Source organism: Bacillus sp. 0209A, assembly GCF_036765095.1.
GTDB lineage: Bacteria > Bacillota > Bacilli > Bacillales > Bacillaceae > Bacillus > Bacillus subtilis_G.
In genome coordinates, this window is record NZ_JBAIZV010000008.1 from 36,745 (window position 1) to 61,382 (window position 24,638).

A 24,638-nucleotide genomic window follows, 5' to 3' on the forward strand; every position below is an offset into this window, starting at 1 on the left:
CCCCTCTCCTCGTTTAAAACAATAATTCTACACATCCACTATCTGAAACGATTAAGCATGCACCAACAAAGGCTCCCTACACAGACAACCACCACTAATGTATACCAGCCAGCAGTCAATAAATGAATAACATACAAACAAATGCCGCTAAGCCCTAATGCCATAAAAAATGACTTGTAGTATTGAGGCAATGAAAGCTTAAAATCGTTTCGACTTGTATTGTTAAAAGTAAACAGTCTTATTGTCATGAACCATATATATATCCCTAAGCCATATATATACCAATAAACTAAATTCTCAACTGCCATGAAAGCAATAGAAATACAGTAAAGAATAAACAACCAGACTGTATTCATTAGCTCTAGAATAATGATTTTTCCCCAAAGGGCTCCAGGGAATAAATAAAGGGCGCCTGATTGCGAATGCCTGACTATTCCTGAATAATAGGAACTCAACATGACTGCCGAGACGACGAGAAAGAAAAGAAGATAAAACCATTCTGGATATATAAAAATGACGACATAAAAGACGCAGCCCAGCGTGAAGGTATGGATGCTATGAAAAAATAAATGTTTTTTCATAAGCAACAGTTCCAACCACAGAAATGACCAAATACCATTTAGACCTTGCAGTCCCCACCAAGTCTTCCTTGGTTTCTGCATAATTTGCCCTGAACCAAATTGACGTTCTTGAAACTCCTCCCAGAATTCAGCCTCCTTTACCAACGATTCCTTCATTTCTACCAGACTGCTCGTAAAAGAAATTGTTATAAAAGAAACTGCAATGATTCCAATAAATACAGCCACATACAACGGCGACAATGCCTCAAACACTACACCTACGCCACTAATAAAACGACCAATACCCTCCCACAGCCCAGATGAATGTTGTAGAAAGTAGAGTTGAAAAAGACACATGGAATAAATACCCAGCATTAGAAGAAAGACTGAAATGTATACTCTTTTCATTTTCTTCACTGTTCTAGCACATGAGACAGACATCAACCACACTTCAGCGATAAAAAAGAGCCCTACAAAAATTATAGATCTGCCTATTAAATTGATATGCTTACCGGACAGAAGTACAATCAATACATCACCGAATATGGCCGAGATGATCCAAAGCAACGCCTTCCAAGTGACGCTGAAAATTAAAACACTATACACAACTTTTGAAAATGAAGCAGGAGTGCAATACAGCCACATGATATCGGCCATCTGACTTGGCAATCGATTGGAGAAAAGTCCAAATGCCGTATAAAGGATAAAAACACCTGTAAGCACCCAACCAGTAAGATTCATATCCCATATCGCAGATCTTGAAACGAAACTTACTTGAAATCCGATGGCCCCAACAAAAAGGAGCATGATCAAAAAAGGCATCTTTTTTTCCTGACCTTGATTTACAAAACGCCTTTTTGACTGAAGCCATAAAAAAGACATGATATTATTCATCTGACCATTCCCCTAGAAGACGAATCACTTCTTTTCTCCATTCCGATTGTTCCTCTTTGAATTGAGGAACAGACAAACTCTTCATAAGTTCACCATCTCGAATTAATAACACCCTGTCTGCTGTTTCTAATACAAATTCAAGACTATGAGTTGACACAAATGCTGCACAGCCTTGATCTGTCTTGGCTTTTAACCAGTTTGAGAGCCACTGTTTTGATGGAATATCGAGACCTACAGTCGGCTCATCCAATATATAAAGCAAAGCATCTTGAACTATTGCCCCTGCTAAGACAACCCGCTGCTTCTGGCCTCTTGACAGCTGACCACACAATTCATTTGCTTTCTCCTCCAAGTGTACTTCCTTCAATGCATAATAAACCCGTTCTTTTAAACCCTTTTTACCTTGATGAAATCCTCTTGCCCTGAACTGAATATGTTCAGCAGCTGTTAATGTCGGATACAGGTAAGGCTGATCCGGAATGAGCGCTACTTTTTTTTGAACAGTTACATGGCCCGGAGGAGAACCATCAATGAGAATGTTGCCTTTATCTGGCTTGTAAAGCCCCGTCAAACATCGAATTGTCGTTGTTTTTCCAGCTCCATTTGGCCCTAATAGCGCCACAATTTCTCCTCGCTTTATTGAGAAAGACAAATGTTCAATCCCATCACCATTTCGATAGCACTTTCTTAAATCTTGTACTTGCATCAATTGCATCAAATCTTCTCCTAATCATTAGAATGAAGTATACTTTGGTTTTTCGTGATGCATATGTTTCTGAAGTTTAAATTGCCACAGCGGCATACAGACGAGCACTAAATTATGAATGAAATGAGCTGCTAATACACATATAAAACCAAATTTGATAAATAGAACTCCCAAAAAGCAACCGAATATAAATAGATGTAGCCAACGTATCCACCTTGGATCATATCCAGTTACTTGGTGCATAATCGCCCATAAAAAGGACGATACAATAATGGAAATAATGATATTTCCACTCAACCACCAAATGACTGAAATCATTAGCAACCGATAGATGACCTCCTCTCCGACTGAACTTTGTATGCTCATATTCAATCCTTGTCTAAAAGTAAAACCTGATAGAAAGACGGTTCGGTTAGAAAGCTCAGGAGATATACTTAAATAATGCTTTTTCTCTAATATGTTAAACAGTAGAGAAGTCACTCCCAAACTAATGAGCCCCGCTCCTATTCCGTAGAAAATCTGAATCATTGGTTGTTCAAACGTTTTCCATCCTAATTCACCAGCAAGCGCATTTCCTGCCATTGAACATATAAATACTACAAACCCTGTTAATAATCCTGTAAGAAGTGTAGACAAAACACCTAACAAGCTGACCGTTTTGACACTCATCCTTGCATCATAAGCATTCACAATTGTCAATTGGATGTCTTCTTTTAGTGTCAACGACTGGCATATTATAATCAACAAACCTAGAACAAGGCTAGTGATTATACTTGTTTGCACATCCATAAATACAAGTATGAGAATGGCAACTACCATCGCTATAGCTGAACCCAACATACCAGATACTCCGAATGTCGACTCCACTTGTTCATCTCGAATGACTTTACTCATTTGATCAGTTAGTATTTCTTGTTCAGTCCCAATATAAGAAATTCGCCCACCCTGTAATTCAACTGTCACCTTTAGTCGAATATCTCCAGCTTCCGCTATGTACCAATAAGTACTGACCTCGCTAAAATCTTCTTCTTTTTTACCAGTACCAGTCATATTTACTCTAGACCAAAGTCCATCAGGCGAAACCATTAACCTCTGCTTGAGTGCCTCTGGAGAAACTTGTTCAAACTTCCCTGAGAGGGACTTTTTGGGAACGTCCGCATAAAAAAAAGTGATTTCTCGATTGGCATTGACACCAACTACAAATGATTGATTTTGGTGAACGAAACGGACTCTCCATGATTCGACCAACCCGACATCATATAAAACCTTTCTATTTTTCTTAAGTATGCCTAAGTGATGAAGTTTATTCACTGTATCATGGTCATACCAATATACCGAATAAAAATCCCAGTTTTCCACATCCATCCCAACAAACTCTTTTATAAATTGTATACTTATTTCCTTTGCCTCATCTTTGCTTAAGAGCAGTGAAGCAATTGTTGGAGGCTTAAATTTAATAAATAACAGCAATCCAACAACTGCCAAAATAACCCAAAATACCACCGATAGACTATTCATTCCTCATCCCTACCTTGACTTCTTTTTGAAAAGGCAAGTCCGGTTCTGAAAGCTCAATTTTCCCAATACATTTGCAATTTTTAGCATCACATTTTAATTGAAACAAACGATCAGGTGAACCAATGTCTGCCATGCTATCTTCTAAGATATGTCCTAGTGGCAAATCCTCTAATTGGCAGGGAGTTACATATCCATCTGCTCTAATGTACCAGGCAAGATATCCAGGCGTACAAAAATCTGTTGTGAAAGAACTCTCTTCATGCTCCCAGTCAATGATGTTCAGGCAGTCTCCCCATCGGACACGGGCTTCCCTAAGCTGATTTTTAACCAGCTCTTCAAAATCAACAGCCAAAGCCCTAAAACCTTCTGTCGCTCGTCCGACAGATAACGTTTTTCCTGCACGAAAGATAAAAGCACCCGCATTGGCACATCGCTCCACCACATCAGATACTTCACCGGCATTAGACTCATTGATAGTCATAGCAACAATCACTGGAATGTTTGCTTCTGATAATTTTTTGATGGTATTCATACTTTCTTTAAAACCGCCTTTTCTGCCTCTTAATCGGTCATGAGTATCATCCATACCATCAATACTAATCTGTACAGAAACATTCCCTAAGTGACTGAGTAATTCAACTTCATCATCTCGCCAATTCAATCCATTACTAAATACATTTACATTGGTAAATAGCGAACTTGCAGCAACGACTAATTCTTTAAACCCTTTAATTAGCTTCGCTTCACCTCCGGTCAGTGTAATATCAGAAACTCCATGGGCTGCTAGCTTTTGCATAACCAAAATCCATTGTTCACTATATAGTTCCTGCGGATATGGTTTTCCTGAGCTGGCATAACAAAAAGAACAGCTTAAATTACATGCATTTGTCAACTGCAGAGTACAACTAATAGGTAAATATGAATCTAACGAACCTGAAACATGTAAAGGCTGATCTAACAGCCCTTGCGTCCAAGCCTCTGTAAAGGGATGGGCACTAAGCTCATCTTTTAATTGTTCAGCACTCATCTCTTCTTTCTGTACAATTTCCCAAATACGTGCCGTTTTGTGGAGGTTTTTGTTTTTTGATAAAAGAAACGCCAACTGTGCTCCACGTCCACTGAGTCTAAAATAAAACATACTTTTTCTATCAACCATTACTGCACCATGAGGCTGTAAATGAACCGCTAACTCTGGTAAATCGATATCCTTAACCCGATCATTTGACATATAAAATCCCCCTCAAGAGAAAATAAGGAGTATAAGCATATATGCTCAACTCCCTATTCTCAAATGTTAAATTGCTCTCATAGCAGGATGCGGAAGTGCACAAACACGTGTCATAGCAATACTCTTCGAGGCCCAGCAGCCCATACAGCCGGCAGCCTTTACAATCGAAGTACCCCCTGGCTTTATAAGACCTTTTTTACTCACAGATTCCCATTCTTTTTGGTTTCTTTTCATAAGTAAAACCTCCTCTCAATTCAATTTTGCATAGAGTCTATAGACATAGCTTCCATGCGATACGATAATACCAGATTGCAATTGTCGAAGTAAGGGGAATTTTGTATATTATCCTAAAAATTACATTAAATAGATATAAGTGGATCATCTTAATCTCAAACAATCTCTGCGAGGAAATTAAATCAAGAGATTATTCCAAATAAATTTTAGTGATTATATAAAGCAATGACTTTAGTTAAATGAATTCTCCTCTAATTTAAATAAAATATTCATACTAAAACCCCTTTGGCTAAGATAACCAAAGGGGTTAAACATTTTTCTCCACAGTAACACTCTTCGCAAGGTTACGCGGCTTATCAACATCACAGCCGTGATGCAGTGTAGCATAGTAAACGTCAGCTACAAGGAACAACAAAAACCAACACGAGCAAGCGCTGCGTTTACTTCCGGCAGTACGAATCTATTATCCGCACCGTCTAGTCCATTCAGTGAGATGATGCAAGTGTTGTTCCGCGAGTGGCAACTTCCTTAACGTTTCCTCGGATGTATAGGTTTACATGCTCTTTGTGTTGCCAGTGCGAATACTGGTATACCTTGTTCGATCAAGGCAATCGTGCTGTGCTTCAGCTCTCCGCCGGCAAAACTTTAAAATATCTCTTTCAGCTTCAGTGCGCCTTCGACACATACAGAACGATGTCGGCCCTTGGAAGGCTTATGGACGAACGGACTTTGAACAACTTGTAAAAAACACCCGCTTGTATTTACAAGCGGATGTTAGATCTTTCGAAATGAACCAAACAAAGCAGTAGATTATTGATTGATATCTTTTAGCGCCTGTTTCGGTTGTGAATTAAAAATCAGCAATGATGCCATAATTGCAATCATAACCCCTGATGCACCAATCCAGGTAATCGAGGCCAATGATACGTTTTCTACAAAAACTCCCCCTATCCCTGCGCCGACTGCCATGGCGAGTTGCATCATGGACTGATTAATGCTGAGCAAAACACCTGACATTTCCGGTTCTATTGTAGCCAAGTGAAATTGCTGTGTCGGACCGGTAGACCATGCGGCAAACGACCATAATATGAGAATCACCAACACTCCGATATAGGAATGAGTGACAAATGACAGCAGAATCAGTGCGACGATATGCAATGTCATTCCGCCAACAAGTGTAAAAGACACTCCCCATTTGTCGGTGCTTAACCCCCCAAATTTCGATCCAACTAAACTGGCAACTCCAAATATAAGCAAAACACCGCTAAGCAACTTGCCGCTTATTCCTGAAATGTTCAAGAGATACGGTGACAGATAGGTATAAGCAACAGAGTATCCCCCGAGCCAGAAGAAAGTGATTGATAATCCTATCGCCACTTTCCGTTTTTTGAAAAGAGAAAGCTGTTGAAGCAAAGGTACAGGCTTATCCCCTTCAGTATGCGGAAGAGTAAAGAATATAACGGCCATTGCGATCAATCCCAACAAAGCAATTGCACCAAATACAGACTTCCAGCCTAATGCTACTGCTATCATTCTTCCAAGCGGAACACCTATGATTAAAGAGGCGGTAAATCCCATAACAACAGTAGCGATGGCACTACCTTGCTTCCCTTCCGATGCAATCTTAGCGGCAATCGTTAATGCGGTGACAACAACCACACCTGCTCCCATCGCCATAATGATCCGAGCAGCAATAAACCATCCATAACCAGGCAGTACAAAAGCCAGGACATTGCCAAACACAAACAAACCGAGGGCATACATCATCAACCTGCGTCTATCCATACTTGCTGTCAATGCCATAAGTACGGGTGTGGAAAGAGCATATACAAGTGAAAAGATCGTAATAAGCTGGCCCGCGGCAGCCAAAGTGATCCCGAGAGTATGAGCAATTTGATCCAAAATTCCCGAAATGATGTACTCTGAGGTTCCAACTAAAAAGCTGACAATGGCTAAAATATAAATTTTCCAAGTATTAGACATAGCATTCACTCCTTAATCATTAATAAACATATCACGAAATATCGATATGTTATTATAAAAAATAAACACATCGTAATATGTCGATATGTATAGTGTAAAAATAAACATCCTTTGATGTTTATTTTTATATCTCTGTTTTAAGAAAGTCAGCAAGTTTCCCAATGGCTTCTTCATCTCTTTTGTAATACGTGTACTTTCCGATTCGTTCCGCCTTAATCAGGCCGGCTCTTAAAAGGATGGTAAGATATTGAGAAGCCGTCGATTGCGTCATTTTCAATTTGTCTGTTATTTGACTGACACATACCCCGATTGTGTTCATATCAATCCCTTCATGGGGTGCAAAATGACGATCAGGCTCCTTCAGCCATTGTAAAATTTGCAGCCTTGATTCATTTGATAAGGCTTTGAATACTTCAATTGGTTCCATACCAATTATTATATCGTTATATTCCGATATGTCAATTCGTTTTTTGGCAACTGACTTCTTTTTAGACATTAAAAATCTGAAGACTTTTTTCAGTTCCGAAGCATGTTTTCATGACTTCCAGTTAAAATGAGTTTAATATCGATCAAGTGATCAATCCACTAGCATCAAATTCATTATTTAAATAGATGTAAAAAACATCCGCTCGTAACAAAAGCGGATGTTAGATCTTTCGAAATGAAACCATTGAATCTTCAGGAATAACAAGACAGTGTGCTATAAATTGATATCTCTTTGCGTCCGCTTAGATTATGAATGAAAAATCATTAATGATGGCATAACTGTAAGTCAAAAGAAGCGGCAGCTGATTATGTTCAATTTATCATAACTTCCATCGTGTTTAAAAAAGTAAAATATGACAACCTTGAATGCTTCAGCCCTCCACTTGGGCTTGAATAGATTGTTTAATAAAACATTTTAATTCTTTACATCAAAGATTCTTCTCAAGATCATTAAATAATTTAAACACCATCACTCGTTCACCTGTCCGAGAGCTTAAATCAGTATGAAAACTTGTCACTTCTTCTCCGGTTATCGTCAGGATAATATCCTTAAGTTCTTCTATACCTGATTCAACTAACTCCGAACGAGTTTGTTTGATAGATAACATACCCTCTTTTGATCCACAAACTGCATATTCAGCTGGTGTTAAAATTCCTTTTAAATTAACAATGATCATGTCCCGCAAGATATCGGTCTTAACAGATACAGACCCACGCCCAAGATAATCCTTTTCCCATTGCGTAATTGACTTACTGATCTCTGATTCAAAAGAACCTTTCGATTTTTTCATTTATAAAACATCTCCTGAGCAAAAAAATTGGCATATTCGTTATTTCGTCTGATTAATATTCTCTTACAACATGTCCTGCATATACATCTTCAATATCCAAATCAGTTTTACCGTTTCTTGTGACGACTATCATTTTGGATAACATATTTTCTTCAATAATAGAGTGTACATGCAAAAATCGAACGCTTCCTAAGTGGGTTTCCTCAACTTCTTCATAAGATTTCAAATGATAAAAATCAATTGCTTTTCTCATTACTTTTTTCATACATTCTATATTTTCACGATCAAACGGACTCATTTCCTCTATTGTTTTCGTTACAAAATCAGTTAAATTCGCGGCCATACTTTCTCCTTAAAACTGCTTTTTTCAGTGCTTAGAGGTTAACTCCTTCCGTTTCCATCATGACAAGCAATGATCAGGTGAGGCTTGACCTGTTTTAGCAGCAGGAGCATCCACAATTGAAGATGTTCCATCCTTTGGATTAACGATTAAACCTCTAACTTTAACATCTGACGGCACTAGTGGATGATGGCGAATGATTTCCACGCTTTTTTCAATAGCGACAATACTATTTTCATTTCCATCTAGCCATTCATCGACTGTACCACCAAAAAATTCAGGCTTGCAATTTTGAAAAAGATAATCCAATGTTTGTATTTTATCTTTCATTGTTTCAAGTTGAGTTCGTACATTGCCTGGGGAAGTCCTCTTATCTTTTGTGCCTACAACAAAAACCTCCTCAACATCTTCCTGATAAATTGCAATGATAACAGACCTCATGATTTCTCCATAGGGACGTGAGATAACGGCACCATAGCTTTGTATCGTCAGCATATTTTCCGCTGGAGTGTTAGTCACTTCTTGTAAAATAGGCTCCAAGCCGTTTTCAATGTCCGTCAAAAATAATACTTTTTTATTTACATTCATACAGCACACCTCTTCTTTATGTTTATCATTTTTGTATTGAGTAACGAATCCATATGAATAGTTACCAGTTTTCCCAGCGTCCATCTGGATCAACACTAGCCAGTCGAATCCATCCATTTTGAACTTTTTCTCGAAATACTGAATCATTATTTAATAACCGTTCTACATAATCTCTAGGAGCTTGGATGACAACCAGCAAACGAAGAGGAGAATGATAAACCTCTTGATCTGATTGCATGACGGATTGCCAAGGCAGTCCGGCTAACAAGTCACTTGCATTCCCCTGCATAACTCCGAGACCTGCAGTAACGGTTTGAGTTGCCTTATTTCCGCTGCCATAATAATGAGGTGCGACCGTTGATGCGTAATATTGTAAATTAATCCATTGGGCCACAGTTCCAGGCCCTGCAATAATATTTGCTAGGAGTTCACCGCTTTCATCCTGATTCCATTCATAATTATGAAGGAAGGCTCTTCCTTCCAAATCACAATCCTTAGTTAGTTCACGTTGGCCGATGATAAAAGCGGCATTACGAGCTAGTCCCCATTCCGGACGTATCTCACTCCAATCTTCCGCAAATCGGTGTGCCTCAGCCTTCGGATTTTTAAGTTCCTTTTGGAAATTCGGTAATTGGGCTAGACGTTCTGCATTTGCATTATGGCTCACTTTCGGCATAACAGCTTCGATACGATCAAATGCTTCTTGTGCAGCTTCGGAAAGTTCAGGAACATAAATCCAATGTAATTCATCCACTGTTGTTTTATGCTCAGCGGCTGCGAAAACGGTATCCTCAGGGATTTTAATTCCTTCAGTTAAAAGAACTTCTCTTACCTCTGAAAGATTACATAAAGCAGCTAAAACTCTTGCATTGAATCCGCCGGCAGCTCCACCGCAAGCACCACAGTCAAGAGCTGCTGCATAAGGATTATTGGCGCTTTGACTGCCATGCCCGCAAATCACGACTAATGGTGCGAAATTCTCAGTTAACCCCATCATTTTTAGAGCTTGGCGAGCAAAGTTCACTCTTTCTTCTTCAGAAAAACCAACAGGTATCTCTGCCTCTGTGTCATAAACATGATGAAGCGAGAGTTTTGTATCAGGTTTGCGTAACCAAGTCTCACGGAGATTACGAATGAAACGATCTGCTTTTCTTGGTACAAAGCTACGCGCTACCATTTGCAGACTTAGCCAAGGTCCACTTAGCTCAGGCAGAAGTAAGCTCGTAAGCACATTCTGTTTCATCGTTTTAAATGTATGGCTTACGGAATAAACTGCCTTTTTGCGTTGGTTGTATTTTTCGAGTACATCATCATCTACGAACTCTTTTATTTTATGTTGCGGTTTTAGTATGACCGGCAAGGAGGCATGACTGTGTTTACTGCCAAGTTCACAAGTTGCAATCGGCACCCCGAAGAAACCGGCAATACCAATCGTTTCAAACGGGCCTTCTTTTTCTAGTTGACGGCGAAAAGGTTCTGATCGGACATCGATGCAGAATGCTAATTGAGCTAACGCCGATGTTTTACCGTTGGTTTCGTGTTGTTTCGAGATGATCTTCTGACTTAATCGATCTGTGTGTGTTTGTTCCCAAGCTTCTAACCAAAGTTTCCTGCGAAGGTTCTCATCAAAGCTGTAGGCAAATGATAAATATTCGTTTTGTTCATCGGCCGACATCTGTGACCATTCCTCTATTGCAAGGTCCCCCCAATGGATCCAAGCTGCTAAAAGGGGCGTAATCGACATTTTTTTCTCAGGTCGTTGATTAGCCAAAGGTAAATAAGGCTTTACAAAGGCACGCTCCATCAATATTCGAACTGCTAAATATTCTGTTAGAAGTGCATGTTCATGGCTCGATTGTTGGGAGCGCCAAAGCATCATCCCTGCCCATCCAGGTAAGGAAAGTAAATGACCTTCAAGATAGCTCTGGATTTCTGATTCGGGGATTTCTAGTGCGAATAATACTTCTTGTAAAGCCAAGTGTGCTTCTTGCGGCCAGCCTTTTAATCTTTCACGCTGCTTTTTACTAAGTGCTGGATCATATTGAATCAGATGCTGCCAAGAACGATAAAAACCTTCATCACGATTGGGCATTGTCCAACCTGCTTGAGAGTCATCAAGATATAATTTACACCACTTAATGACATGATGATCTAGTATATTGATTAACCTTTCACCATCTTGATTCTCTATATATGAACTTATTGGCTGCATAAAAATATTCTCGATACGATCCAATCCACTACATTCATTCACCAATTTCTCCAGCTTATGCGATGATAAAAGGTCGGAAGGCAGTGGATCTAATTTTAATCCAGCACGACAAAATCGTTCTGCCGCGTCCCGCGGGATAGTAAAGGAATGTGAATCCAACCAACTCTGCAGCCCCATTTCCACAAAATCTTCATCAATCTCACCTTTATTCTTTGCTGAATGGATCAAAGACGCACTAGGGTATATATCAACATCACGGGTATTTTTCAACCAGCTTGCAACCTGATCAAAAGGTTGGTTTTCGAGACCCATCCACGGATTGCGTGCAGCAAAGGTAGAAATAGGCCAAAGCGGCGCAATCACTCGGCTGGCAGATTCAATTAAAACGTGAATATCACTTTCTTGAACATCAAGATCTACATCTTTGTTTTTTACATTTTCTTTCGTTAATACAGATGTAATGCCCATCATTGATGACCTCCTTATGATAAATATTGTTTAAGGTAGTCTGGATGTCTCTCTACTGTCTTTGGTTTTGCTTCACCTAATCGCACTAACCAAAGATAGAGTACTGCGAAGAAAACGGAAGAACGATGACGAGCAACCCACGTACCTAAAGCACTGCCAAATAGTAAGAGACATACGACAATGATCACAGCTGACATTGGAGGCTGAACACTTTGAAAAGCGATTGTATGCAACCACTCATAGAAGAGGCTATGAATGATAAAATATACGAGAGCTGCTCCTCCTAAAAATGTTATGCCAACAATTCGGCCAAGTCTTCCCTCTCCAAAAGCTACGAGCTGAGTCCAAGAAACGGACAATGACCACCCTAAGATTAGCGCACTAATGAATTGATACCCCTCATCAGGAGCCGTGAGCCAAAAAGAAACCCCTATAACTAAGGATAAAATCCGACCACCCATGATCCATAAATAGGATGTTCCTATATTAACGCCAGCCGATACTTCATGAGACCGTACCGCTGAACCAGCTTGTAAAAACAACGTAGCTTTGAATAAACCATGTAAAATAAGATGAATAATGGCTGCTACATACGCACCTAATGCACACTGAATGAGCATAAACCCCATTTGTCCAATCGTGGAGCCTACTAACTGGCGTTTATAGTCAACCTGGACTAAACTAATGCCAGTTCCAATCAATACAGAGATCCCAGCAAGCATAAGTAAAATAATCGAAGCTATACCACCATTAAATAGAGGTGAAAACCGGGCTAGTATAATCCCGCCTGCATTGACTAAACCTGCGTGCATAATCGCAGAAACAGGAGTTGGAGCAACAATAGACTCAATTAACCATCTTTGGAATGGCCATTGAGCTGCGGGAATGATCACTGCTAATACAATCAATAGATTAATCCCTGTTCTCTCCCATCCCCCCAGTTGAGCTAAACTTTCATTTGTTAAAACCAATGATAACTGCCATTGGCCTGTGACTTGAAAAAGCCAAATCATCGCGAAAAACAAAGAAAACCAACTTAACAAAAATAAGCGGCCAGAAACCTTGGCTGCTTCACTAGCCACTTGCCATGCACTGTTTAACCTGATAAGTAAGGTTAAACCGACAAGAGTTGCTCCCCAAAAAACAACTATCAGGCGGAGATCACCACTTAACCATGCAATTGAAGCAGCACCTGTAGTGAAAGTAAAAAGCGCAAAATATTTTCGATAAGATCGATCCCCCATTAAGTAACGTACAGAAAAACGCTGAATGATTAGGCCAATTGCTAAAACAAAGAAAGCCATTAACCAAGCTAAGGAATCTAAGTACCAAGGGCCCACATTTCCATTCACACTGCCATTGGCAAGAATGACTAAGGATACCAACGGTGGTAAAGCCAAAATACCAATATGAATGCGAATAAAGCTCAAGGGTACGCGTGGATGTAAAAACAATAGTCCGCTTATCCCAGATGCAATAAGCATCATAAAAAATAATGTTAATAATGATGACGAAACTAACATTCTAACTTCTCCCTTTTTAAATGTCATTATTGTTCAAAAGACCTTTAAGTCAGATCATATTTTTCTATCATTTATTACAATTTTTATTCATCTCTATTTTTTTCCAATAAAAAAACCGACAACTTCAAAATTTCAATGATAATTTTAGATCATTGAATCTTGAAAATTGTCGGCTTCACTTCAACTAACTTCAGTGAAGTTTTTTGAAGAGCTACCTTATTATTGGTCATTTAGCTTTAAGCTATATTTTAACTTCCTTCTAAAGGAATCATCGTTAAAACTTTCATTTAGTCCCTTGATTATAAAATAAATCGATTTATGTTACTTTTCCTTTTTAATATTAGAATACTTTTTCATCCAGTCAAGATTTAAATTAAATATCAAAAGAATGCTAAAGGCCTAATAATTTAGAATGGCGAAAATAAACATCTGCACCGATTATTACGTTACGTATAAGATATGCTAAATTTTAAACATTGTCAAGATGTTGGAATACGGAGAATGAAGTATGAAATCTTGCTTTCCCTTTAAATATACATCCTGAATCTTTATCCAAGGCTTATGATATCTATCACTTTAATTTTTTTAAATACAAGAAAAATTTTATAATCATTTTCTTGTTTAGTAAATAACTGAGTTCAATTAGCAACTATAAATGAATACTGGTTCCTACTTTATTTTCAACAGCCCTAACGACCAAAAATTTACCGTGTTTAAATCGGTTGAACTAGCTGCTGTGGATATTGTTATCGCTAGAATTCCCCAATTTCTCCGTAGATGTCACTTTCCCTGAAAATACCTTCTTTATATTTTCATATTCTTTGGCAATCTTAAATATTTGTAAAACTAAACATAGCCATCTTTAAAACAAAAAACCCCTTTGGCTAAAACTGTAGCTGTGAAATAAAGGTTGATCAAAAATAACACATGAACCTTCAGTGTACGGCAAATTTAAAGAATCCATTTAGAAAAAAAGATAGATCAAAATGGATTCTACAGTTTTGAATACAGATGGAATCTTTATAAAAGAGTTTGATCATTTTAGGTTGCGATTTTTTGAACATTAGCACCCGATTGTTGAATAAATCTAAAGGTTTTTTGACTTGTTTTCCTTTCTTTTGAAGCGATAAAGAAGTATGTTTTCACATTTTTCATAAATTTTTATGGTAGTTTGAGTAACATTTAGTTTAGGGAATGTTAAATATATAAAAGTTGAAACTGCTAGGCTTATTAATACTCCTGCTAAAACATCAAAAGGATAATGAACCCCAACCCATATACGGGAGACTCCCACAAGAACAGCTAACAATACCCATAAAATTGACCAGCCTCTTTTAAAGAGCCAGAATGAAATACAATATGAGAAGAATAAAATTGTATGGTCACTTGGAAAAGAATTGTCTTTTTCTTTATGTATCAGTTTATTAACCTCTCCCAATTCAACAAAAGGTTGATAATTCGAGTGAAATACCCCTGCAACCTTCCCTATCGTAAAGGCACAAATGAAAGCGATAGATGCACAAAGAATCATAATTCTATTATCCGTATCTCTTGTAAACCAAATAAAAAGAACACTTAGTGCAAGTAAAAAAACCATATATTCAGCAATAAAACTAAATACAGGATTCAAAAAGGGATGTTCTTTTCCTAAGTCATTAACTAGTCTAAACAGTGATATATTAACTTCTGAAATATCCAAACCCAACACCATCCAATCTCTTTTTAGAACATAGTAAAAGAAAATTAGATGACCTGCCATCGAATCAAATTACATTATTTGAGATTAAAGTTACATTTTTGTAAGATTGGTGTCACATCATTTATGTAAAAAGGGGACCCAAAATCAATTGGAATCCCCTTATAACTTTTAGTTACCTGCCTCTTTAGTTAAAATAGAAAAATACCCTTAGACAAAAATTATCTAAGGGAAAAAGCGTCGTAACATTTTTATAAACGTCGTAACTTTATTTTAAACATCACATCTTTTTACAAAAATCGCGACTTTATTTCAAAGCCACAAAACAACCAAAGGGGTTAAACATTTTACTCCACAGTAACACTCTTCGCAAGGTTACGAGGCTTATCAACATCACAGCCGCGATGCAGTGCAGCATAGTAAGCGATCAGCTGCAATGGAACAACAGAAACCAATGGAGCAAGCGCTGGGTTTACTTCCGGCAGTACGAATCTGTCATCCGCATCGTCTAGGCCTTTCAGTGAGATGATGCATGTGTTTGCTCCGCGAGCGGCAACTTCTTTGACGTTTCCGCGGATGCTTAGGTTTACGTGCTCTTGTGTCGCCAGTGCGAATACTGGTGTACCTTGTTCGATCAAAGCAATCGTGCCGTGCTTCAGCTCTCCGCCGGCAAAACCTTCAGCCTGGATGTAAGAAATCTCTTTCAGCTTCAGTGCGCCTTCGACACATACGAAGTAGTCAAGGCCGCGTCCGATGAAGAAAGCGTTTCTGGATACAGTCAAGTATTCACGTGCGATCATTTCCATTTCGTCTTTCTGGTCGCAAAGGGCTTCCATTGCGTTTGCAGCGATACCAAGTTCTTTGACGAGGTCAAATCCGATATCAATGCCGTTTTTGTCTGCAGCTACAGATGCAAGAACCGCAAGAACTGCGATTTGTGCAGTGTATGCTTTCGTTGACGCAACAGCGATTTCAGGGCCTGCATGAAGCAGCAATGTGTAATCAGCTTCACGAGAAAGCGTTGATCCCGGTACGTTTGTGATTGTCAGAGCTTTATGTCCGAGCGCTTTGACTTGAACAAGTACCGCGCGGCTGTCTGCTGTTTCTCCGCTTTGAGAAAGGAAAATGAAGAGCGGTTTCTTAGACAGGAGCGGCATGTTGTAAGAGAATTCACTCGCTACATGCACTTCAACCGGCACACTTGCCCACATTTCAATATATTGTTTACCGACAAGTCCTGCATGGTAGCTTGTTCCGCAGCCAATGATATAGATGCGGTCCGCTTCCGCTACAGCGGCAGCGATATCGCCAGGCACAGACAGCTTGCCGTGTTCATCTTGATACGTTTGGATGATTTTGCGCATGACAACAGGCTGCTCATCAGTTTCTTTCAACATGTAGTGAGGGTATGTGCCTTTTTCGATATCACTGGCATCCAGCTCAGCGATATAAGAAGCACGGGAAATCACGTCACCATCAAGGTTTTTGATGACAACTTGATCATCAGTGACGATGACCATTTCTTTATCCATCAGCTCTACGTATTCATTGGTCACTTGAAGCATTGCCATCGCATCAGATGCTACGACGTTGAATGTATCTCCAAGACCGACTAATAGAGGGCTTTTGTTTTTCGCTACAAAAATCGTTTCTCTGTTTTCGTTGTCGAATAAAGCAATTGCATAAGAGCCTTTTAACAGTGTAAGTGTTTTGCGGAACGCTTCTTCTGTTTCAAGTCCTCCGTTGACAAATTGCTCGATTACTTGAACAACTACCTCTGTATCGGTGTCACTTTTGAGCTCTACATCTTGCAAATACTCTTGTTTCAGCTGAACATAGTTCTCGATCACACCGTTATGAACAAGTGTAAAGCGGCCCAGTGCGCTTTGATGCGGGTGAGCGTTCAGATAGCTTGGTTCGCCGTGTGTTGCCCAGCGAGTATGGCCAATTCCGGCCTTCGCCTCTGCATTGGCATCCACAACTTCACGAAGATCAGCAATGCGTCCTTTTTCTTTGAACACATGAATCCCCTGTTCGTTGGCAACAGCGATACCCGCAGAGTCATATCCGCGGTACTCAAGCTTTTCTAACCCTTTCAGTAAAATTTCCTTCGCATCAAGCTGACCGATATAACCTACGATTCCACACATAATTTCTTCCTCCTAAGATTGTAAAAGGAGACGAAGAAAGTCGAATTTCAAGGGGACTTTCAATCGTCCCCTCCTACATGTTTTTGGAAGATCATGTGATTTCTCTTTGTGCAAGGAGTCGCCTCCTTGGTTTGAAGAAATCCTTACGGCTGTGATCTGCATAATCAGCCGGGAGGCATCCGCCGAAAATTCGATAACCTCCATCCTCGTCAACTAAGCCTTTTTTCGGGCGCTTAGTCCGGGCGCTATAATTATAGGTGAAGCAATAATCCCATCTTTTCTTCCTCAGAGAAAATAAGAACAAGACAAGCTTGATTTTACAGCATGTGCCATGCACGGTCAATTGTTTTTTAAACAACTTTGCCGCATGTCTCACCATTATCATATGTAAACCTCGCTTGTCTTGTTCGCTCTCTGATGATAGGCTTCGTTACTCCAATCCCATTTCTGACCGCACAACTTCAGCAATGCGATTTACGTATTCATCGCACAGCTCTTTCGTTTTCGCTTCAGCCATAACACGGACGAGCGGTTCAGTGCCTGAAGGGCGCACCAAAATCCGGCCGTCGCCGTTCATTTCTTTTTCAACTTCAGAAATAACAGCTTTTACTTTTTCATTTTCTTCGACTTTATATTTATCAGTTACTCTCACATTGACTAACAGCTGCGGGAACTTCTGCATTTCAGCTGCAAGCTCTGACAGCGGCTTCCCTGTCGCTTTCAATGTGTTCATCAGCATAATAGCAGACAACAATCCGTCCCCTGTCGTGTTGTAATCAAGGAAAATAAGATGTCCTGACTGCTCACCTCCGACATTGTAGCCGTCATGTTTCATCGCTTCTACTACGTAACGGTCGCCGACAGCTGTCTGAACGCTGTTGATGCCTTCTTTTTCGAGCGCCTTATAGAAGCCGAGATTGCTCATCACGGTTGAAACGACTGTATCATCCTTTAAGCGGCCCTCTGATTTCAGGTATTTTGAGCATATGTACATGATTTGGTCGCCGTCAACGATATTTCCTTTTTCATCGACCGCAATCAGGCGGTCGCCGTCACCGTCGAACGCAAGGCCGAGATCGGCGTTTTTCTCTTTGACAAACGCGCTGAGCGCTTCTGGATGTGTCGATCCAACGCCGTCATTAATGTTTAACCCGTTCGGGGAAGTGCCCATTGTTGAAACATCTGCATCTAAATCAGCAAACAGGTGTGTCGCCAAGGACGATGTTGCGCCATGAGCACAGTCGAGCGCCACATGAATGCCTGTGAAATCTTCATCAGCTGTCTGTTTTAAAAATTGCAGATATTTTTGGCCGCCTTCAAAATAATCATTTACAAGCCCGAGATCGGCTCCGACCGGTCTTGGCAGCTTATCCTCCGGTTCGTCCATCAGTCGTTCAATTTCAGCCTCCTGTTCGTCGGAAAGCTTAAATCCGTCTCCCCCGAAAAACTTGATGCCGTTATCCTGCACTGGGTTGTGAGAGGCAGAAATCATGACGCCTGCCTCTGCATCCATCGCTTTTGTTAAATAAGATACACCAGGTGTAGAAATGACACCCAGACGCATGACTTCTGCGCCAATGGATAAAAGTCCGGCGACAAGGGCTCCCTCCAGCATATGGCCGGAGATCCGTGTATCGCGGCCTATCAGCACTTTTGGACGTTGTTTGTCTTTTGTCAGCACATATCCGCCGAAACGTCCGACTTTAAAGGCCAGCTCAGGTGTAAGCTCACTATTGGCGACACCTCTTACACCATCTGTTCCAAAATACTTGCCCATTTTATAATCGCTCCTTTTTTATTCTGATGATGATTGTGAACCAGAAGTAGATTCGTCCTCATCCTGATCTTGGTTTTGATCTTTATGTTCGTCTTGTTTTTGATCATTGCTGTTTTTCGTTGTATCTTGCTGGTTGTTCTTTTGATCATTCGTTTGTTGACCTGTGTCATCCTGGTTCCCTGATGTATTGCTGCTGTTGTCATTAGTTGATGTATTGCTTTTTTTAGACGTCAGCTTGATTTTGGCGTTTTTCTGTCCCAAGGACCAGGTTACATTTTGAGGCCCGTTTACTTCAAGCTTCACGCTATGCTCCCCGTCATCTAAATCTGAAACATTCACATACAATTCAATATCTGATTTTTCCAGTTTTTTTATATTGCTGGGAGAGCCTTTAGCCGTCACGTCTATCGCTTGCGAATCAGGATCTAGAAATTCAATGTTTTGCGAGCTGCTCAGCCCTACAGTCTTAATAGAGACATTCTCAAACTTCTGATCCGCTTCACTATCTACTTCTATATGCAAAGTCACCTTTGACGGCGAGATTTTTTTGACGCCGTCAGGAAGCGGAATATCTGCCTCGATATCGGAATCCTTGTTAATTTTGCTTAAATCTAAGCTGACGCCGTCTATAAATTCAAGAGAATCCAACACATCCTGCGAGCCGTAAACCGTTACCTCACTGGGGCTGGATTCAATATTCGCTATACTGACACCGTCAGGAAGGCTTCCTGTCCGTTCAATTTTAAAGGGTACTTTTTTACTTGGGCTTGTCACCGGAACGGTAATCTTGATGACCGAGGGCTCCACGTCCACAGGAAGCGCGTTTCCGTCCTTATCATAGACAGTCACTTTTGCCTCTTTTTCAATCGTTTCATCTGCGTTTTCCAGGTTCACTGAAGCTTTCACAAGAGAAATATGATCAATCACATCTTTAGATCCGGTAATCTGCACATTTTTCGGACTGACAATCGGCTGCTCCGGAGAATAGCCTTTTTTCATCTTGCTTTTATTGTAGTACTCCACTTCTACGGGAAAGCTTTTGGTCATCCGTTCTTGAATCGTAACTGTCGTAACAGACGGATTGATTGAGATTGTCAGCCCATCCGACACGTTTTTGGCCTTTAGCTCAACCTTATGTGTGCCGGTTTTTAAATTTTCCATGTCGGCATATATTTCAAAATTCTTGGTCTGTCTAGCCTTTTTCACGGCACTTGTCGAGCCTTTTATCGTGACATTAACCGTTTGCGGAACACCCGTCACGACGTAGTTTTCATCATCGTAATACGCTTTGACCGGAATGTCGGTCAGTGTTGCCTCATCAATTGTTGATGTCGGAAAGAAAGATTCACCCGGTTTTTTCGGAGTCGGTGCTTGATTGCTGTTGACCGCCACATAAAGCAAGAGCGCGAAAAGCAGAGCAATAATTTTCACAGCCCAGCGATTGTTTAAGAATTTATCCATTTTTCTTGCCCCTCCAATACCAGCGGTTAGAAGAAGTGTCTTTGGTGTTTTTCTTAAACTCGGCTTCAAGCATTTCTTTCAGCGCTTCTTCGGTCAGCTCTCTGTGAAGGTCGCCGTTCTTTGCCACACTGACGCCGCCGGTCTCTTCAGACACAATAATCGTCAAACTGTCTGTCACTTCACTGATACCGACAGCCGCTCTGTGCCGCGTACCCAGTTCTTTTGAAATAAACGGGCTTTCCGAAAGCGGCAGATAGCAGGCGGCAGCGGCAATTTCATTATTCTTCATAATCACAGCACCGTCATGAAGCGGGGTGTTCGGGATAAAAATATTGATCAGCAGCTCAGAGCTGACTTTGGCATTCAATGGTATGCCTGTCTCAATATAATCGCCCATTCCAGTGTCCCGCTCAATGGTCAACAGGGCGCCTATACGGCGTTTCGCCATATAATTGATCGCTTTTGTGATTGCCTCAATCGTTTTCTGCTGCGCTTCCTCCACAGGCGTGCCGCTTCTTGAGAAAAAGCGGCCCCGGCCAAGCTGTTCAAGCGCTCTTCTCAGCTCAGGCTGAAAAATAATAATAATTGCTAAAAATCCCCATGTTATTGCTTGGTCCATCAGCCATTGAAGCGTGCCGAGGCCCAAATATTGGCTGGCCATACGGACAAGCACGATCACGACAATTCCTTTTAACAGCTGAACCGCTTTCGTGCCACGTATGACCATAATAAGTTTATATATCACATACCAAACAAGGAGAATATCAACGGCATTGCCGAGGTACTGCAAAAAAGGGATATCCTCAAAAGCCATTTCCTCGTCCTCCAAGATTTCAGTCATTTCGTATTTTTGTGTTTTACGTGTTACGCATATGTACTTAACATAGCGAGCCCATTATACCACATTTCGATTCGGCAAGTGAAATGCGCCAGCTCTTACAGCCCGTAAAAAAAAAGAGCAAAGCAACTGACACGCTTTACTCTTTTTCGTTCGGTTTTAATGCATTGAGTACACTTTTCCCCGCAGACTTCAATTTATACCATGTCCAGTCAAATAATTGATTGATTTCTTCAATCTGACCGGTGACTTGTCCAGCAGAGGCCATATACTTTTCGCCATTTACGACGGTTACATCCCCGTCTATTTTGCCTTTAATAATCAGCTTGCCGTTTTTGACAGTGACATCACCTTTGACCGTCTCACCTTCAGGCACGATCACAGTATGGTTCTGCACCACAAGATTCGGCTGCTTAGACACGCTGAAGTTGTGGTCATTATGCCAGCTGTTTAAAAAACCTCCGCCCATCAAAATGATGAATACCGCAGCAGCTGCGATAACAGGATGGGTTCTGAACCACCTTTTCACAGAAGCTCTTTTCTTCTCCTTAGGCAATTTAGCCATGACATTAGCGGTAAAATCCGCGGGGGCTTCGACATGCGATGTGCTCCGGACGAGTGCTATAGATTTTTCCATCTCATAAAAATGCTTTCTGCATTTCTCGCATGTCTCAAGATGTTCATTTAATACGTGTTCATCTTTTGGAAGGATATCTCCATCAAGATGCATATGCATAAGCTGCACAATTTGTTCAGGACAGCTCATTTCATCACCCCACTTAAAGATCCCTTAATTGTTTTCGAAGAGCCTCTCTGCCTCTGTGAATCCGCGTTTTCACAGTCCCCACAGGAATGTTTAGAATCTCGCCGATTTCAATTAATGAGAGTTCGTCAATATACTTTAATACGATAACTGTTCTGTATTTGTCAGGAAGCTTTAAAATTTTCTGCTGAATCGTGTTTGAGAGCTCCAGCGACACTACTTCATCTTCTGGCAAAACTCCGTCTGCGGCGATTTGCGAATACATGGTCAAGCCTTCCGTACCAGCCACCTCTGCATCGAGGTAATAATCCGGCTTCTTTTTGCGAATGCGGTCAATAGTCAAATTGGTCGCGATTCGATAAAGCCAAGTTGAAAATTTCCGGTTAATATCAAAACTGTCGATATTAACGTACGCCCTGATGAAAGCCTCCTGTGCAATATCCTCTGCCTCATGCACATTGCCAAGCATACGGTAGCAAAGCTGATAAATTTTATCCTTGTAAATATCTACGATGTCCGCAAATGCATTTTGGTCGCCTTTTTTGACTTGCTTAATTCTCTTTTTAATCATCATTTCCATATTTATCTAACCTCTGCCTTCACCGGTCTGTATGTATACGAGCTTCGTTTTAAAAGGTTTCAATTTTTTATAAAATAAGTTTAACAAATTTTTGGCAGGGTGTAGATGGTAATTCGTGAATAAACTACCTTAACATATTTTTAAAATTATTATACAGACTGAATAGTTAGAAGTTGGAATGATTTTCACAAAATAAAAAAGACACCTTTTGGTCAAAGGTGTCTGTGACTGGGCTAGCTGGATTCGAACCAACGCATGACGGAGTCAAAGTCCGTTGCCTTACCGCTTGGCTATAGCCCAATAATGGTGGAGGGGGGCAGATTCGAACTGCCGAACCCTGAGGGAGCGGATTTACAGTCCGCCGCGTTTAGCCACTTCGCTACCCCTCCGTATTTTGCAAAGACAGTGCCGGCAAGAGGACTTGAACCCCCAACCTACTGATTACAAGTCAGTTGCTCTACCAATTGAGCTACACCGGCAAGATGGTGGAGGATGACGGGCTCGAACCGCCGACCCTCTGCTTGTAAGGCAGATGCTCTCCCAGCTGAGCTAATCCTCCAAATGGTGACCCGTACGGGATTCGAACCCGTGTTACCGCCGTGAAAGGGCGGTGTCTTAACCGCTTGACCAACGGGCCGTTTGTGTTCTCGTCGAGCTGACAAAAGTTATTATATACAGGTTACCCCCTGTTTGTAAAGAGAAAAATTAAATTTTTTATTTTCAAACTTTTTAACTCCTTTTTTAACTGAAAAAGCCTCCCAACATTAGTCATTTATTTTATGATAGAGACAAGCGAAGCAAGAGAGGAGAAACCAATATGATTCTAGTCAGTTCTTGCCTTGGAGGCATTGAATGCAGATACAACGGCTCTCACGCCGCATCAGAGAAAATCAGAAAACTCATCGATGAAAATAAAGCAGTCATGGCTTGTCCTGAGCTTCTCGGCGGCTTTTCCACTCCCCGTGAGCCTGCAGAAATCATCGGAGGCACCGGCGAGGATGTTCTCAATGGAACCGCTAAAATCGTGACAGCCTCAGGAGAAGATGTAACAGAGTTATATATGAAAGGCGCCGCTAAAACATTAGCTTACGCAAAAGCAATCAATGCATCCGCTGTCATATTGAAAGAAAACAGTCCATCGTGCGGAAGCAATTTCATTTATAACGGCACATTCACTGGCAAAAAAATCGCCGGCAGCGGAGTGACCGCCGCACTGCTAAAACAAGCGGGCTGCCGTGTCATTTCAGAAAACCAGTTAGACGACATATTGTAAGGAGGGCACCCCATGACTCAAGACATTTCTTTATCCTTCTATAAACCTGAACATTCGCCGGAACTTCAATCATTTACCCTAAACAACGATGACAAGCGCTTTACCTCTCTCCCCAAAGAGGTGCTGACTCAGGCCTTAGGCATACAGGACCGGTATCCGGCTGTCATCTTAAATGACAATCTGCCAGTCGGCTTTTTCATTTTACATACATCAAAAGAAACGCTTGCTCCCTATACTAGCAATCCATTTGCTTTACTGCTCAGCTCCCTGTCTTTAAACGCTGTACATCATGGAAAAGGCTATGCAAAAAAAGCAATGCTTCAGCTTCCCTCGTTTGTGAGCAGTTATTTTCCATGGTGCGATGAAATCATTTTGGCCGTCAATCACCTAAACACACGCGCAAAACACCTTTATATGAAAAGCGGGTTCCTAGATAAAGGACGGCGAAAAATCGGGCCGCTTGGAGAACAGCTGATTCTTCATTATTTCCTATAGTCTCGGGTGAAATAAAATTTCAAAAATATAAAACCCAGTTGAAATATCATAACGGAAGTGAATATACTGAATAG

General features: G+C 40.7%; 21 protein-coding genes, 5 tRNA genes and 1 pseudogene. 2 read left to right on the forward strand and 25 right to left on the reverse strand.

The window, feature by feature from the left end:
* Positions 1 to 38 precede the first annotated feature (38 nt).
* The 25 genes and pseudogenes from skfF to V6D44_RS19955 all read right to left on the reverse strand — a co-directional run bounded on the left by skfF (position 39) and on the right by V6D44_RS19955 (position 23,433).
* Complete coding sequence (skfF, locus tag V6D44_RS19835; RefSeq protein ID WP_087991772.1) at positions 39 to 1,454, reverse strand: sporulation killing factor system integral membrane protein; 1,416 nt, start codon at positions 1,452 to 1,454, stop codon at positions 39 to 41.
* Entirely contained in the window at positions 1,447 to 2,169 is a 723-nt protein-coding gene (locus V6D44_RS19840; protein ID WP_087991771.1) for an ABC transporter ATP-binding protein, read from the reverse strand. The genes skfF and V6D44_RS19840 overlap by 8 nt, the downstream gene beginning before the upstream one ends.
* Before the next feature lie 18 nt (positions 2,170 to 2,187).
* Positions 2,188 to 3,678 carry a CPBP family intramembrane glutamic endopeptidase gene (locus V6D44_RS19845; RefSeq protein WP_087991770.1) on the reverse strand — a complete coding sequence of 497 codons (1,491 nt, stop codon included), beginning with the start codon at positions 3,676 to 3,678 and terminating at the stop codon, positions 2,188 to 2,190.
* Positions 3,671 to 4,906, reverse strand: coding sequence for a sporulation killing factor system radical SAM maturase (gene skfB, locus V6D44_RS19850; RefSeq protein WP_087991769.1), 1,236 nt, complete (start codon positions 4,904 to 4,906; stop codon positions 3,671 to 3,673). The genes V6D44_RS19845 and skfB overlap by 8 nt, the downstream gene beginning before the upstream one ends.
* A 66-nt stretch (positions 4,907 to 4,972) precedes the next feature.
* Positions 4,973 to 5,140 (reverse strand): sporulation killing factor, encoded by a 168-nt coding sequence (skfA, locus tag V6D44_RS19855; RefSeq protein ID WP_019257315.1) that lies wholly within the window; start codon positions 5,138 to 5,140, stop codon positions 4,973 to 4,975.
* 307 nt (positions 5,141 to 5,447) lie between these two features.
* A pseudogene (locus tag V6D44_RS19860) lies at positions 5,448 to 5,833 on the reverse strand (glutamine--fructose-6-phosphate transaminase (isomerizing)); the annotation flags it as partial.
* Positions 5,834 to 5,950: 117 nt separating this feature from the next.
* On the reverse strand, positions 5,951 to 7,123 hold the full coding sequence (locus V6D44_RS19865; RefSeq protein WP_253268780.1) for an MFS transporter: 1,173 nt from the start codon (positions 7,121 to 7,123) through the stop codon (positions 5,951 to 5,953).
* 124 nt (positions 7,124 to 7,247) lie between these two features.
* Complete coding sequence (locus tag V6D44_RS19870) at positions 7,248 to 7,550, reverse strand: ArsR/SmtB family transcription factor (RefSeq protein ID WP_003234907.1); 303 nt, start codon at positions 7,548 to 7,550, stop codon at positions 7,248 to 7,250.
* A gap of 487 nt (positions 7,551 to 8,037) precedes the next feature.
* Positions 8,038 to 8,400, reverse strand: a complete 363-nt coding sequence (locus tag V6D44_RS19875; RefSeq protein ID WP_202329087.1) for a DUF2294 domain-containing protein — start codon at positions 8,398 to 8,400, stop codon at positions 8,038 to 8,040.
* A gap of 52 nt (positions 8,401 to 8,452) precedes the next feature.
* Positions 8,453 to 8,743 carry a DUF6407 family protein gene (locus tag V6D44_RS19880; RefSeq protein ID WP_253268779.1) on the reverse strand — a complete coding sequence of 97 codons (291 nt, stop codon included), beginning with the start codon at positions 8,741 to 8,743 and terminating at the stop codon, positions 8,453 to 8,455.
* Between the two features lie 57 nt (positions 8,744 to 8,800).
* A complete protein-coding gene (locus tag V6D44_RS19885; protein ID WP_087991765.1) occupies positions 8,801 to 9,328 on the reverse strand; it encodes a carbonic anhydrase in 528 nt (175 codons plus the stop codon).
* Positions 9,329 to 9,389: 61 nt separating this feature from the next.
* A complete protein-coding gene (locus tag V6D44_RS19890) occupies positions 9,390 to 12,008 on the reverse strand; it encodes a DUF2309 domain-containing protein (RefSeq protein ID WP_087991806.1) in 2,619 nt (872 codons plus the stop codon).
* A gap of 14 nt (positions 12,009 to 12,022) precedes the next feature.
* Positions 12,023 to 13,531 (reverse strand): NADH dehydrogenase subunit 5, encoded by a 1,509-nt coding sequence (locus V6D44_RS19895; RefSeq protein WP_253268778.1) that lies wholly within the window; start codon positions 13,529 to 13,531, stop codon positions 12,023 to 12,025.
* 1,087 nt (positions 13,532 to 14,618) lie between these two features.
* Positions 14,619 to 15,242 carry an undecaprenyl-diphosphatase gene (locus V6D44_RS19900; RefSeq protein ID WP_087992011.1) on the reverse strand — a complete coding sequence of 208 codons (624 nt, stop codon included), beginning with the start codon at positions 15,240 to 15,242 and terminating at the stop codon, positions 14,619 to 14,621.
* 332 nt (positions 15,243 to 15,574) lie between these two features.
* Positions 15,575 to 17,377, reverse strand: coding sequence for a glutamine--fructose-6-phosphate transaminase (isomerizing) (gene glmS, locus V6D44_RS19905; RefSeq protein WP_202329093.1), 1,803 nt, complete (start codon positions 17,375 to 17,377; stop codon positions 15,575 to 15,577).
* Between the two features lie 430 nt (positions 17,378 to 17,807).
* Entirely contained in the window at positions 17,808 to 19,154 is a 1,347-nt protein-coding gene (gene glmM, locus V6D44_RS19910; protein WP_202329095.1) for a phosphoglucosamine mutase, read from the reverse strand.
* Positions 19,155 to 19,172: 18 nt separating this feature from the next.
* Positions 19,173 to 20,615 (reverse strand): CdaA regulatory protein CdaR, encoded by a 1,443-nt coding sequence (cdaR, locus tag V6D44_RS19915; RefSeq protein WP_087992007.1) that lies wholly within the window; start codon positions 20,613 to 20,615, stop codon positions 19,173 to 19,175.
* On the reverse strand, positions 20,608 to 21,429 hold the full coding sequence (gene cdaA / locus V6D44_RS19920) for a diadenylate cyclase CdaA (RefSeq protein ID WP_087992006.1): 822 nt from the start codon (positions 21,427 to 21,429) through the stop codon (positions 20,608 to 20,610). The genes cdaR and cdaA overlap by 8 nt, the downstream gene beginning before the upstream one ends.
* A gap of 163 nt (positions 21,430 to 21,592) precedes the next feature.
* Complete coding sequence (gene rsiW / locus V6D44_RS19925; protein ID WP_087992005.1) at positions 21,593 to 22,219, reverse strand: anti-sigma-W factor RsiW; 627 nt, start codon at positions 22,217 to 22,219, stop codon at positions 21,593 to 21,595.
* Between the two features lie 13 nt (positions 22,220 to 22,232).
* The gene (gene sigW, locus V6D44_RS19930; protein WP_087992004.1) at positions 22,233 to 22,796 is read right to left on the reverse strand and encodes an RNA polymerase sigma factor SigW; all 564 of its coding nucleotides are present in this window, start codon (positions 22,794 to 22,796) and stop codon (positions 22,233 to 22,235) included.
* A gap of 228 nt (positions 22,797 to 23,024) precedes the next feature.
* Positions 23,025 to 23,096: transfer RNA gene (locus V6D44_RS19935), tRNA-Gln, on the reverse strand.
* Between the two features lie 4 nt (positions 23,097 to 23,100).
* Positions 23,101 to 23,185, reverse strand: a tRNA-Tyr gene (locus V6D44_RS19940).
* A gap of 17 nt (positions 23,186 to 23,202) precedes the next feature.
* Positions 23,203 to 23,275: transfer RNA gene (locus tag V6D44_RS19945), tRNA-Thr, on the reverse strand.
* A gap of 4 nt (positions 23,276 to 23,279) precedes the next feature.
* Positions 23,280 to 23,355: transfer RNA gene (locus V6D44_RS19950), tRNA-Val, on the reverse strand.
* 3 nt (positions 23,356 to 23,358) lie between these two features.
* Positions 23,359 to 23,433: transfer RNA gene (locus V6D44_RS19955), tRNA-Glu, on the reverse strand.
* A gap of 180 nt (positions 23,434 to 23,613) precedes the next feature.
* Here V6D44_RS19955 and V6D44_RS19960 point away from each other — a divergent pair.
* A complete protein-coding gene (locus V6D44_RS19960; RefSeq protein WP_202329097.1) occupies positions 23,614 to 24,069 on the forward strand; it encodes a DUF523 domain-containing protein in 456 nt (151 codons plus the stop codon).
* Positions 24,070 to 24,081: 12 nt separating this feature from the next.
* Positions 24,082 to 24,564, forward strand: a complete 483-nt coding sequence (locus tag V6D44_RS19965) for a GNAT family N-acetyltransferase (RefSeq protein WP_202329099.1) — start codon at positions 24,082 to 24,084, stop codon at positions 24,562 to 24,564.
* Positions 24,565 to 24,638: the final 74 nt, after the last annotated feature.